The sequence below is a fragment of the Pedobacter gandavensis genome, from assembly GCF_032678465.1.
GTDB lineage: Bacteria > Bacteroidota > Bacteroidia > Sphingobacteriales > Sphingobacteriaceae > Pedobacter > Pedobacter gandavensis_B.
Genome location: NZ_JAVTSK010000004.1, coordinates 296,203 through 308,541 on the forward strand (window position 1 = coordinate 296,203; position 12,339 = coordinate 308,541).

General features: G+C 40.2%; 11 protein-coding genes. 5 read left to right on the forward strand and 6 right to left on the reverse strand.

Annotated features, from left to right (window positions below; all coding sequences use genetic code 11):
- Window positions 1–13: 13 nt before the first annotated feature.
- Window positions 14–928 (reverse strand): hypothetical protein, encoded by a 915-nt coding sequence (locus R2Q94_RS09895; protein WP_316821293.1) that lies wholly within the window; start codon window positions 926–928, stop codon window positions 14–16.
- Window positions 929–1,035: 107 nt separating this feature from the next.
- On the opposite strand from R2Q94_RS09895, the gene proS reads away from it, so the two are divergent.
- The 5 genes from proS to R2Q94_RS09920 are packed head-to-tail and all read left to right on the forward strand — an operon-like array spanning window position 1,036 to window position 5,825.
- Window positions 1,036–2,508 (forward strand): proline--tRNA ligase, encoded by a 1,473-nt coding sequence (gene proS / locus R2Q94_RS09900; protein ID WP_316821294.1) that lies wholly within the window; start codon window positions 1,036–1,038, stop codon window positions 2,506–2,508.
- A 43-nt stretch (window positions 2,509–2,551) separates the two neighbouring features.
- Window positions 2,552–3,247 (forward strand): hypothetical protein, encoded by a 696-nt coding sequence (locus R2Q94_RS09905; RefSeq protein ID WP_316821295.1) that lies wholly within the window; start codon window positions 2,552–2,554, stop codon window positions 3,245–3,247.
- A complete protein-coding gene (locus tag R2Q94_RS09910; RefSeq protein WP_316821296.1) occupies window positions 3,244–4,383 on the forward strand; it encodes a cystathionine gamma-synthase in 1,140 nt (379 codons plus the stop codon). The genes R2Q94_RS09905 and R2Q94_RS09910 overlap by 4 nt, the downstream gene beginning before the upstream one ends.
- Before the next feature lie 25 nt (window positions 4,384–4,408).
- A complete protein-coding gene (locus R2Q94_RS09915) occupies window positions 4,409–5,275 on the forward strand; it encodes a TIGR02757 family protein (protein WP_316821297.1) in 867 nt (288 codons plus the stop codon).
- 37 nt (window positions 5,276–5,312) lie between these two features.
- Window positions 5,313–5,825 (forward strand): YdeI/OmpD-associated family protein, encoded by a 513-nt coding sequence (locus tag R2Q94_RS09920; protein WP_316821298.1) that lies wholly within the window; start codon window positions 5,313–5,315, stop codon window positions 5,823–5,825.
- 4 nt (window positions 5,826–5,829) lie between these two features.
- On the opposite strand, the gene R2Q94_RS09925 is transcribed toward R2Q94_RS09920, so the two are convergent.
- The 5 genes from R2Q94_RS09925 to R2Q94_RS09945 form a co-directional block, all read right to left on the reverse strand.
- The gene (locus R2Q94_RS09925; protein ID WP_316821299.1) at window positions 5,830–6,558 is read right to left on the reverse strand and encodes a polyprenol monophosphomannose synthase; all 729 of its coding nucleotides are present in this window, start codon (window positions 6,556–6,558) and stop codon (window positions 5,830–5,832) included.
- 101 nt (window positions 6,559–6,659) lie between these two features.
- Window positions 6,660–8,213 (reverse strand): peptide MFS transporter, encoded by a 1,554-nt coding sequence (locus tag R2Q94_RS09930; RefSeq protein ID WP_316821300.1) that lies wholly within the window; start codon window positions 8,211–8,213, stop codon window positions 6,660–6,662.
- A 66-nt stretch (window positions 8,214–8,279) separates the two neighbouring features.
- On the reverse strand, window positions 8,280–10,049 hold the full coding sequence (locus R2Q94_RS09935; protein ID WP_316821301.1) for a peptide MFS transporter: 1,770 nt from the start codon (window positions 10,047–10,049) through the stop codon (window positions 8,280–8,282).
- A 182-nt stretch (window positions 10,050–10,231) separates the two neighbouring features.
- Window positions 10,232–11,101, reverse strand: coding sequence for a hypothetical protein (locus tag R2Q94_RS09940; RefSeq protein WP_316821302.1), 870 nt, complete (start codon window positions 11,099–11,101; stop codon window positions 10,232–10,234).
- A 54-nt stretch (window positions 11,102–11,155) separates the two neighbouring features.
- A complete protein-coding gene (locus R2Q94_RS09945; RefSeq protein WP_316821303.1) occupies window positions 11,156–12,334 on the reverse strand; it encodes an acetyl-CoA C-acyltransferase in 1,179 nt (392 codons plus the stop codon).
- Between the last annotated feature and the right edge of the window lie 5 nt (window positions 12,335–12,339).

Consider the following 12,339-nt stretch of genomic DNA (forward strand, 5'->3'; position numbering starts at 1 on the left):
TTATTGGACCTGATTAGCCTCTTCCACCTCTAGAAGATCTACCGCCGCCACCTCCGGTGCTACCACCGCCTGAGGATCTACCTCCGCCCATATCTCCACCACGGGATGGGGTATAAGATGGTGTATTCTGTGGTTGTGGTCTGTAGCTATCTCTTGTAGGTCTGGCTTGTGGCTCCTGTCTGCCATTATCATAACCCTGAGAACGTGTAGGTCTGTTGCTTGAACCTGCTGGTCTTTGAACATTGCCTTGTGTTCTGTTTGGAATATAAGAGTCAGCTCTACTTCCACGGGAAATGACATTGCCATTTCTATCACTTCTGGTATTTCCGGAACCTCTTACACTGCTGCCACCATAACTTCTATCGCCGTAGCCTCTTGAAGGTCTTGGTGCATTGTAAGTCCTTCCAGTGTTTGATCCAATAATGATACCGCCGCCCCATCCTGGATAGAAACCGCCTCCCCATCCTGGATAAAAGCCACCGCCCCATCCTGGATACCAAGGATTATATCCAAATGAAGGATAATAGCCACCGCCCCATCCATACCATGGGTTGCCCCAGGCAGAACCAAAGCTAAGACCTAAAGAAAAACCACCATAGCCATATCCACCACCGTAGCCGAAACCACCGTCGAAGTAAGGATCATAATAGGATCTCCATGGACTAGCGTAAGAAAATCTATTGATACGGGAAGAGTAATCCATGTCATAATAAGGATCACTGGTGCCGTAATATTCATCATTGGAATCGTAATAATCATCCTGACTGGGAACGACTCTAGGTTGAGGCGTATAAATTTGGGCTTTTGCATTCGAGTTGTACACATCATCCGCTTGAGCACCTTGCTGCGCATACCTTGGCGCAGAGCAGGACGCGACAACTACTGTTGTCAAGGCCAGCATGCTGGTGATTAAATGTCTAGGTTTCATAACTATATGTGTTGTTTGTGTGTCACACGCTTTTTTGTAGGCTATAAATTTATAAATTTGTAAACTACATTTCAAGCAAAGTTACACAAAAAACATTCCAAATAGTTATGAGCAAAGGTATTACAAGTAAAAATGAAGATTATTCGCAGTGGTATAACGACATTGTTATGAAAGCCGATCTGGCAGAGCATTCCTCTGTTAAAGGATGTATGGTGATTAAACCCTACGGATACTCCATTTGGGAGAAAATACAGGCGGTTTTAGACAAAAAGTTTAAAGATACAGGACATAGTAACGCTTATTTTCCTTTATTCATTCCTAAGTCATATTTTTCTAAAGAGGCATCACACGTAGAAGGTTTTGCCACTGAGTGTGCCGTTGTGACACATTACCGTCTTAAAAATGATGGAACTGGAAATATTATCGTAGACGAAACGGCGAAACTGGAGGAGGAATTAATTGTTAGACCAACTTCTGAAACCATTATTTGGAATACCTACAGAGGATGGATCCAGTCTTACCGTGATCTTCCTTTACTGATCAATCAATGGGCGAATGTGGTGCGCTGGGAAATGCGTACACGTTTATTTCTTCGTACCACCGAATTTTTATGGCAGGAAGGACATACCGCACATGCTACCGCTGAAGAGGCTATTGAAGAAACAGAAAAAATGTTAGAGGTATATGCTGACTTCGCGGAAACCTGGATGGCTATGCCTGTAGTTAAGGGTGTTAAAACACCAAATGAGCGCTTTGCTGGTGCATTAGATACTTATTGTATTGAGGCATTGATGCAGGATGGTAAAGCTTTACAAGCAGGTACTTCTCACTTCCTCGGACAAAATTTCGCGAAAGCATTTGACGTGAAGTTCACCAATAAAGAAGGTAAAATTGAACATGTGTGGGCGAGTTCATGGGGTGTTTCGACACGCTTAATGGGTGCTTTGATCATGGCTCATAGTGATGATGCAGGTTTGGTATTGCCTCCAAAATTAGCCCCAATTCAAGTGGTGATTGTCCCAATCCATAAAAATGAGGAAGACCTTAAAAATATCAGTAATTATGTAGACGAACTGACTGCAAAATTGAAAAGTCTTGGAGTATCTGTGAAATACGATGATCGTGAAGCACAGCGTCCAGGATTTAAATTCGCTGAATATGAGTTGAAAGGTGTACCAATTCGCTTAGCAATCGGTGGCCGTGATCTGGAAAATGGGACTGTTGAACTTGCCCGAAGAGATACAAGAGAGAAACAAACCGTTGCTCAGGAAGGTCTTGACATTTTTATTGTTCAGTTGTTAGATGAAATTCAGTCAAACATTTATAATAAAGCATTGAAATTCCGTGATGAACATACTACTGAAGCAAATTCTTACGATGAATTGAAAGAGTTGTTAGATGGTAAAACAGGATTTGTTTCTGCGCATTGGGATGGTACACCGGAAACAGAACAAAAGATTAAGGAAGAGACAAAAGCAACCATTAGGTGTGTTCCTTTAAACAATAAGCAGGAAGAGGGTGTTTGTATTTATTCAGGCAAGCCATCTAAACAGAGGGTGTTATTTGCCCGCGCTTATTAATCAAAGCAGTAATTGGCGCGATAAAGGAAACAAAAATTAAAAGATGGACACAGAAAATTACGCCAGAATACTTACTGAACTTGAAGATAAAGCCTCTTTAAAACAAGAGATCTATAGAAATACGACGGAAGTCTATGAGTTGCTAAAAAAGCAGCTCATAGCAACCGCTGGAAAATTGAAACATGATTATCAATCGAAGGATCCCTCTGTAGAGATTGATTACAAAGAGAATAATAAGTTTGAGGTACAGCTAAAATTCTCAGGCGATATGATGGTCGTCTCTATGCACAGTAATGTGTTTAACTTTGGGGAAGGTCATTCCATATTTCAAACGAAATACATAAAAGATAATTCATCTTTGAGCTATTGTGGAGTGATCTTTATCCATAATTTTCTCGCCGATTCTATCAAATATAATCGCCTTGCAGATCAGGGATCGCTGATTGCAAGAATTCTCATCAATAAAGAAAAACATTTTATAGTAGAAGGGGAGGGCGCATTAGGCTTTTTATATCAGGATTTTTCGGCTAACCTGGTGACTCGGGAAATCCTTACAGATATCATTGAAAGGTCAATTTTGTTCTGCCTGGGCGCTGATTTGATTATTCCCCCTTATGCGCAAATAAAAGACGTAACTTTAAATCAAAAACAATCCATGTTGGCCGGAAGCGGTTACCCAACAGGGAAACACCTGGGGTATCAGTTTAAGGCTGAAATAGAACAAAATAAAAACCTATGAAGTTCGCAACAAAAGCTATACATGCTGGTCAGGAACCTGACCCATCTACAGGAGCAGTAATGACTCCAATTTATCAAACCTCTACCTACTGGCAAAAATCTCCTGGAGATCACCAGGGGTATGAATATTCAAGAGGTACCAATCCTACGCGTAAAGCATTGGAAGATTGTCTGGCCGCTTTGGAAAATGCTAAATACGGTTTGGCTTTTTCAAGTGGAATGGGTGCTACCGATACAGTTTTAAGACTGTTGCAGCCAGGGGATGAAGTGATCACCGGAAATGATTTATACGGTGGGTCTTATAGAATCTTCACTAAGGTTTATGCAAAATATGGCATTAAATTCCATTTTCTGGACTTGTCTAAGCCAGAAAACATGTTGCCATATATCAATGATAAAACGAAATTGGTATGGATTGAAACCCCTACAAATCCAACAATGCAGATCATCGACATTGAAGGTATTGCCAAAATCACTAAAGAAAAGAACCTGATTTTAACGGTCGACAATACTTTTGCTTCCCCATATCTTCAGAATCCAATTGATCTGGGCGCAGATATCGTGATGCATTCAGTGACCAAATATATTGGTGGTCACTCTGATGTGGTGATGGGCGCTTTATTATTGAACGATGAACAATTGTACAAAGACCTTTGGTTTATTTACAATGCTTGTGGCGCTACACCAGGACCTCAGGATGCTTTCCTGGTTTTGAGAGGAATTAAAACACTTCATTTGCGTATGAAAGCACATTGTGAGAACGGTGAAAAAGTAGCACGTTTTCTAAAAACACATCCAAAAGTAGATAAGATCTATTGGCCTGGTTTTGAAGATCATCCTAATCATGACATCGCGAAGAAACAAATGCGAGGTTTTGGCGGGATGGTGTCCATTACTTTAAAAGGAGCTGACCTTCAGGAGACTTTCAGGATTGCTTCCTCCTTTAAAGTATTTACACTTGCGGAATCTCTGGGTGGAGTTGAATCTTTAATCAATCACCCGGTAAGTATGACGCATGGTTCTATTCCTAAAGAAGAGCGCGAAAAAGTCGGGGTAACTGATAATCTTTTACGCCTGAGTGTAGGAGTCGAAGATATTGACGATCTAATTGCAGATTTAGAACAGGCTTTAAGCTAATTTAAAATTACTAAAATAAGAAATATTGGAATTCCTGGAACTTAAAGATTTTTTGGATTATAAGGTTGAGCAGTACAACAGGCCTAATTTTATCACCAATGATCCGATTTGCATTCCCCACCGTTTTTCTAAGAAACAAGACGTTGAAATTGCCGCATTCTTTGCGGCAATTTTAGCATGGGGGCAACGCAAAACCATAATCAATAAATGTACAGAGCTGTTTGAACGGATGGACAATTCGCCCTATGATTTTATGATACAACATAGCGATCAAGATCTTAAAGGCTTGCTGGGGTTTAAGCATCGCACATTCAATGATACAGATTTATTGTATTTTGTTTCCTTCTTTAAGTATCATTATGAACAATCGGATAGCCTGGAAACAGCATTTCTTGCCCCAAAGCCCATATTTAGGGAGGAGTACCTAACAGAGGTTCCTTTAAAAAGGAAAGCACAAAAAAGCTACGCTTCGGCTGCCTGTATGTTATCAGAATTAGAGAAAGCAGCACCTCGAACAGAACAATATTTAAATCATTTCAGGTCTTATTTCTTTAGTCTGCCTGATTTTCCGAGACGAACCATTAAACATGTCTCTTCACCAAAGCAAAAATCAACTTGTAAACGCCTCAATATGTTTTTACGCTGGATGGTGAGAACAGACAATAAGGGCGTTGATTTTGGTCTATGGAATACCCTGAAGCCCGCAGATTTAATTTGCCCATGTGATGTTCATGTAGATCGGGTTGCGCGTAGACTTGGGATGATCAGCAGAAAGCAAACGGATTGGCAAACTGCAGTGGAATTGACTAGAAAGCTTGCTGAATTTGACCCTTTAGATCCTGTAAAATACGATTTCGCATTGTTTGGCTTAGGTGTGGAAGAGAAGTTTTAGTTTTTTGTAAAGCGTATATTCTTTACTAAATTTAAATATGGTGACTTTTAAAGCAGAGATAGAACGCTTCGCAGAAATGGGCGAAAAAACGGGTTGGACGTATATTTTTGTTCCATTTGAAATTGCGAATGCCATTAAAGCAGACTGTAGGAAAAGTTACCGTGTAAGGGGTATGCTGGATCAGGTGAATATAGCCGGCCTGGCATTGGTGCCAATGGGATCAGGAGACTTTATCATTGCACTGAATCAGCTCCTGCGTAAAAAGTTGAAAAAAGATAAAGGAGGAATAGTCTCCCTGATGCTGGAAGAGGACCCTGATTTTAAAATTCTCATGCCCGATGACCTGGAAGTTTGCCTTTCTGATGAACCGCAATGGCTGGAAGGATTTTTAAAGCTGCCAAAATCTCATCAAAACTGGTACATCAATTGGTTAAACTCAGCTAAAACAGAAGCAACAAGAACTAAGAGATTGGTCAGAATTGTAAATGCGATGGATAAAAACTGGGATTTCGGAACGATGATGCGGGATGGAAAAGCCCGCAAGGAATAAGAAATTACTTTTTGTAATTTCTAAACCAACTCCAGACTTTCATTTGAATCACCCCTAGAAAAGCTTCTCTAAAAATACGCGTGCTCATTTTTGATGTACCTTCAGTACGGTCTGTAAAGATGATTGGAACCTCTACCACCTTAAAGCCATATTTGATCGCAGTGAACTTCATTTCAATCTGGAAGGCATAACCGACAAATTTGATTTTGTCTAAAGGAATGGTATTTAAAACACGTCTGGTATAACATTTAAAACCTGCTGTGGCATCCTGAATGTCAATCCTGGTAATGATTCTAACATACATAGAGGCAAAGTAAGACATCAATACTCTGCTCATAGGCCAGTTCACTACATTTACCCCATTTACATATCGAGAGCCAATAGCCAGGTCTGCTCCCTTCAAACATGCTTCGCGAAGTCTGATCAGATCGTCAGGATTGTGAGAGAAGTCAGCATCCATCTCAAAAATATATTCGTATTGTGGACGGGACAATGCCCAGCGAAAACCATGAATATAAGCTGTACCCAGACCTAATTTCCCTGTTCTTTCCTCGATGTGTAGTGAAGCAAATTCTTTTTGTAATCCTTTTACAATGGCAGCTGTCCCATCGGGAGAACCGTCATCGATAATCAGGATTTCAAAGGAATAAGGCAAGGAAAAAACCTTTCTGATGATTTTCTCAATGTTTTCTTTCTCGTTGTAAGTAGGGATAATAATTAGACTGTCTGACACGTAAAATAAATTTAGGAGCGAAATTATGGATTCTTAACGAAAAAACCCTCAGTATATTCTAATACCGAGGGTTAATTGTGTTAAATCACCATAAAATGAGATTACTTGACGTCTCCCATTAGTTTTTTCACCATTGGTGATAAGATAATTAATAATATTCCAGCAATTAAGGCATAAATCGCCAATTGCTTATAGCCTTCTGTGAAGGTGATTAATTTTTGAGCTGTCGTATCATTGTCTCCACCCTTAGCCATGTTTGCACCTAAAATACCTGCAACATATTGTCCGTATGCACTGGCAAGGAACCACATTCCCATCATGACACCTTGTAGTTTAACAGGTGATAATTTGGTCATAATAGATAAGCCTATAGGAGAGAGACAAAGTTCACCGAAGGTGATGACAAGATAAGATAGGGTAAAGGCGTCTAATGAAGCGATACCTTGCGCATTCGCAAAGAAACGGGTACTGTACAAGATAAAGAAACCACCAGCGAGGAATAAAAATCCTAAACCGAATTTAACCACAGTATTTGGTTCAATCTTTTTCTTTGCTAGTCCAATCCATACCAGACTGAAAACAAAGGCAAAGATGATCACAAAGAAAGAGTTGGCCGAATTGTTTACTCCATTTGGATCCAAAGTGATGACACCAAGTAGTTTGTCGTCGAGATTTCTGGCTGCAAAAAGTGCCATAGAACCACCGCTTTGTTCATAAATCCCCCAGAATACAATAGAAAAGAGAATAAAAATGATAGCCGCAATTAGTTTTTTACGTTCTTCCCATCCGTATTTACTCATTTCATAAATGATGTAAACCAGAGTAGCAGGGCCGATGATGTACATAAACCAGTCGGTATATTGTGTTTTGGCAACCATCGTCATGATCACTGGAATAATGGCCAATGAACCTGCATACACAGCGTAGTCGTACCATTTTCTATTGATGGCTTTCGTTTTTACTACTGCAGGTTCTGCTGGTAATTTGCCATCCAGACTTTCAGGTAAGATAACGGTGAGCTCTTCGTCTTTAAATGGAGATAATCCGATTGGCCCCAGACTTCTTTTAGTAAAGATAAAGGTTAACAAACTGATGGTCATTACAATTCCGGCAAGTCCAAAAGCCAAATGCCATGAATAGGTTTTTCCTAAATAGATACAGGCATAACCACCCAATAAACCACCAATGTTAATCCCTGCATAGAACAGTGAGAAACCGGCGTCCCGGCGGGGGTCATTTCCTTTGTACAATGAACCCACCATAGTAGAAATGTTTGGCTTAAAGAAACCGGTACCTACTACTGTGAAACTGATCCCCAGAAAGAAAAACTGATGTGGATCGTAGGATAGGATTGCACTGCCGACAATCATGAGAATACCACCCCAGAATAGTGATTTTCTGAATCCCAGGATTTTATCTGCAAAGAGTCCACCAATAAAGGTGAAAGCATATACGAAGGCCTGAGTGGCACCGTACTGAAGATTGGCATCGCCATCTTTCATCATTAATTGTGTCACCATGAAATAGGTGAGCATTCCCCGCATTCCGTAGAAACAGAAGCGTTCCCACATTTCAGAGAAGAACAGGTACCAAAGTTGTTTTGGATACTTGCCCTTGAAATCCTGAATTTGTTCTAAAGTAAGATTTTCAGCCATATCTTATATTGTAATTGATCTGTTAGTAAAAAAAGCCTTTGGAGAGTTCCAAAGGCTTGCTTTTAATTATTTTACTCCGTGCATTAAGCGTTTTAATACTGGAGTTAGCATCATGATGATCAGGCCTAATCCGATAGGGATGAAGGTGAAGATCAGGAAGAAAGTACTCATAGAATATTTTGAAGTGATCTCATCGATCATACCACCCATGGTACCTGCAATCTTATTTCCGATCGCAATCGCTAAATACCAGATACCAAACATAATGGCAATCATTCTTCCAGGAACCAGTTTACTTACATAAGATAAACCTACCGGAGAGATGAACAGCTCCCCCATGGTATGGAAGAAGTAGGCCAATACCAACCAGATCATACTTACCGAAGCTACAGCAGCTCCCTGAGGGATACTGCTTGCACCGTAAGCAAGTGCTGCGAAACCAATTCCTAAAAGGATCATTCCGAAACCGTTTTTAAAGGTAGCAGATGGATTGTATTTACTTTCCCAAAGCTTAGATACGATTGGTGCACAGCTGATGATGAATAGAGAGTTCAGAATACCGAACCAGGTTGCCGGAACTTCTGATTTCACTTCAGCATATTGATTTTTAAGCATGTAAATCACGATCACCCAAATGATGATGAAACCACAAGCTAAAATGATATTACCAATAGAGTATTTGCCGAAAGTCTTAGAAAACAACTTTAACAATACATATGAGATGATCATTAGAGGAATTACTGTAATTAGGGTATTTACAATATTGAAAATTACCTTAGAATCACCTGTTAAAAGTCGTTGAGTATAATCTTTTGCAAAGATTGTCATGGAACCACCTGCCTGTTCAAAAGATGCCCAGAAGAAAATGGTGATAAAGGCCAGGATAATTACTGCAATCATTTTATCACGTAATACAGGAGTATACTGACTGATCCTTTTGATCAGAATGAATACGAAAAGTACCAATGCGGTAATGATCATAAAATTACTACCTTCCAGGCCTCCCACATTAAATGCAAATAAATTCATGCTGGTGATCTTGGAAACCGGGTCATTGATGATCCATGATAGACCGATTGCTGCAATCAGACCGATCAATACAAGATCAAATTTAGAGAAAGGATTTCTTGTTGATTCTTCCAGGTTGTCAGAAGTTTCTTCCACTTCATTTTTAACTGGTTTTAAACCAATATTTCCAAAAATACCTTGTGTGAAATAGAACTGAAGCATACCGATGAACATAAAGATACCGGCTAAACCGAATCCGTAAGCCCATCCCCAGTCTTTACTTTCGCCGATATAACCACACAGCAACATTCCTAAAAATGCACCTGCGTTTACACCCATATAGAAAATGGTATAAGCACCATCTTTTTTCTCCGGGTGTTTTTTATACATCTGTGCGATGATAGAAGTCATGTTTGGTTTGAAGAAACCGTTTCCAATTACCAATAGACATAAGCCCAGGTACATAAAGAAATGGTCAATCTCAATGGCCATCGATAAATGGCCTAGGGTCATTAATACGGCACCTACAATCACCGCCCAGCGGTATCCGATAATCCTATCGGCAATGTAACCACCTAAAATAGGGGTAAGGTAAGCTAAACCTGTATAAGAACCATAAATTGCTAATGCATGAGCTCTAGGCCATCCCCATCCTGGATTGTCACCAATAATGGATGAAGTTAGAAACAGCACTAGTAATGCGCGCATCCCGTAGTAGGAGAATCTTTCCCACATCTCTGTAAAGAATAGAACAAACAGTCCTGCCGGATGTCCTAGTACCTTACTCTCAAAAAAGTTATTTGGAGTGTCCAAATTTTGTGCATTCATGTGTTGGTTTTTTTGTGTAATAATTTATTGAAAGGTTCAGTTAGTTCTTATAAATAAATAATCGAGAGGCTTGTGTTTTGGTAGGGTTTTTGTTTGATATTAAAATAAACCATCGCGCAAGATAGGCACCCGGACTCAAACTCACAAATTTTTAAAGTAGTTTAGGAGGGTATAACCATGCATTAAAGCTTCTTAATTGCCTGGATTTTTTTGTCTTTGGGGTCAATATAGAGCTCGTCCAGATCATTGGGGTCGTTCTTTAGTTCCACATTCTCAACGAGTTTAAGTTTGCCTCCTGTCACTTTATACGCATCAAAACTTAGGTCGGAAGCATAATATTCAAAATTTCCTGTCATTTCTTCACTGAAAGGAGCAAGATGATCAAAAACGATCATATTTACACTTTTGTCCATTGTCAGGGTCATGGAGTTGAGCTTATTGTATTCAAAGATCATTCGGTTGTTTGCCTGATTTTTAGGCTGTATGAATATGGCTTTTCCGAAGCTGGGTTCTCCCTTTTCAAACGACAATACTTCGATTATTTTTTTAGACGTTTTACTATTGTTTCCTTTCCAGCCAAGCAAAGCATAGGAAGTTGCTTTACCATTATTGTTCAGTGGAACGATTTGATAGTAGTAGGCTCCATACCAGTTCTTATGATCCGTAATGACATTGGGATCTTTCAGTTGTTCTGTCATATCTATTAAAGGGAACAACTTAAGTTTTCCGTCTTTGCTGGCCATTTGTATGGCGCCGAAGTAACGATAAGTACCGTCATCTATGGGAAGGTACCAGGTGAAGACGCGGAAAGATTTATCTGGAGCATTCAGAACAGCGACTCTTTTTAAGGAGTCAAAATTCTGGTTAAATGATCCGGGAGTTTTTAGTGCCACTACCAATGTTTTTATGAAGTGTGCATTTGCTGCAAAACGTGCCTGATTGTTTGGCGCGTTTTCAGTCTGATCACTGATGCGGATTAAAGAATCCTGAAGCCTGGCTATTGCCGGGATATTGGATAGGGGGAAAGTATGCTGCGCATGAACTATGGTCATTACGCAGCATAAAATTAGGACTAAAAGAATAGGTTTTGATGAAGTCTTGAACATTTACTTTAGCTTTTCAATAACTATTGCGCTGGCACCACCACCGCCATTACAAATTCCGGCTACACCGATACTTCCATTATTTTGGGCCAATACGCCTAATAAAGTCACTACAATTCTTGCGCCCGAAGCACCCAGTGGATGTCCTATGGCTACGGCACCACCATTTACGTTTACTTTTTCTCCATCTAACTCCAATAATTTGTTGTTGGCTAAAGAAACCACAGAGAAAGCTTCGTTTATTTCGAAATAATCTACGTCGCTGATGGTTTTACCTGCTTTTTTTAAGGCCAATGGAATTGCTTTCGCCGGAGCAGTGGTAAACCATTCTGGTGCTTGTTGTGCATCAGCGTAGGCAAGAATTTTTGCCAATGGTTTTAATCCAAGTGCTGTTGCTTTATCTGCACTCATGAGTACCAATGCAGCCGCACCATCATTTAAAGTCGAGGCATTTGCTGCGGTGACTGTACCATCTTTTTTGAATACAGGTTTTAAGCTTGGGATTTTATCAAATTTTACTGCGAATGGCTCCTCATCTTTTGAGATGAGCGTCACTTCGCCTTTGCGGTCTTTTACAGGTACAGGCACAATTTCTGAATCGAATTTTCCAGAATTTTGGGCAGCCTGAGCCTTTTCATAAGAACTAATGGCAAAAGCATCCTGATCTTCGCGACTAATTTCACATTCTGCAGCACATAATTCAGCGGCAGAACCCATGTGATAATCATTATATACGTCCCATAGACCGTCTTTTACCAGTCCGTCCGTCAACTGACCATGACCCAAACGGTATCCGTTTCTTGCTTTATCCAGATAATAGGGAACATTGCTCATGCTTTCCATACCACCTGCAACGATGATGTCATTTTCACCCAGGGCGATGCTTTGTGCAGCCAGCATAATGGCTTTGGTTCCTGAAGCACACACTTTGTTAATGGTGGTCGCAGGGAGATCCGGTAAACCGGCAAACTTCGCGGCCTGAGTTGCTGGTGCCTGGCCAATATTGGCAGACAATACATTGCCCATATATACTTCCTGAATGTCAGCAAGGCTAATGCCTGCTTTTTCTACAGCAGCCTTAATGGCTATACCTCCCAGTTGAGGGGCTGAAAAGCTTGATAATGAACCACCAAAACTTCCTATCGGGGTTCTAACTGCAGATACTATAACTACTTCTCTCATTGATG

Excerpts from the sequence above, each read along its gene's own strand:
- R2Q94_RS09895 (WP_316821293.1), bottom strand. The coding sequence starts at position 928 with ATGAAACCTAGACATTTAATCACCAGCATGCTGGCCTTGACAACAGTA.
- proS (WP_316821294.1), top strand. The coding sequence starts at position 1,036 with ATGAGCAAAGGTATTACAAGTAAAAATGAAGATTATTCGCAGTGGTAT.
- R2Q94_RS09905 (WP_316821295.1), top strand. The coding sequence starts at position 2,552 with ATGGACACAGAAAATTACGCCAGAATACTTACTGAACTTGAAGATAAA.
- R2Q94_RS09910 (WP_316821296.1), top strand. The coding sequence starts at position 3,244 with ATGAAGTTCGCAACAAAAGCTATACATGCTGGTCAGGAACCTGACCCA.
- R2Q94_RS09920 (WP_316821298.1), top strand. The coding sequence starts at position 5,313 with ATGGTGACTTTTAAAGCAGAGATAGAACGCTTCGCAGAAATGGGCGAA.
- R2Q94_RS09930 (WP_316821300.1), bottom strand. The coding sequence starts at position 8,213 with ATGGCTGAAAATCTTACTTTAGAACAAATTCAGGATTTCAAGGGCAAG.
- R2Q94_RS09935 (WP_316821301.1), bottom strand. The coding sequence starts at position 10,049 with ATGAATGCACAAAATTTGGACACTCCAAATAACTTTTTTGAGAGTAAG.
- R2Q94_RS09940 (WP_316821302.1), bottom strand. The coding sequence starts at position 11,101 with ATGACCATAGTTCATGCGCAGCATACTTTCCCCCTATCCAATATCCCG.
- R2Q94_RS09945 (WP_316821303.1), bottom strand. The coding sequence starts at position 12,334 with ATGAGAGAAGTAGTTATAGTATCTGCAGTTAGAACCCCGATAGGAAGT.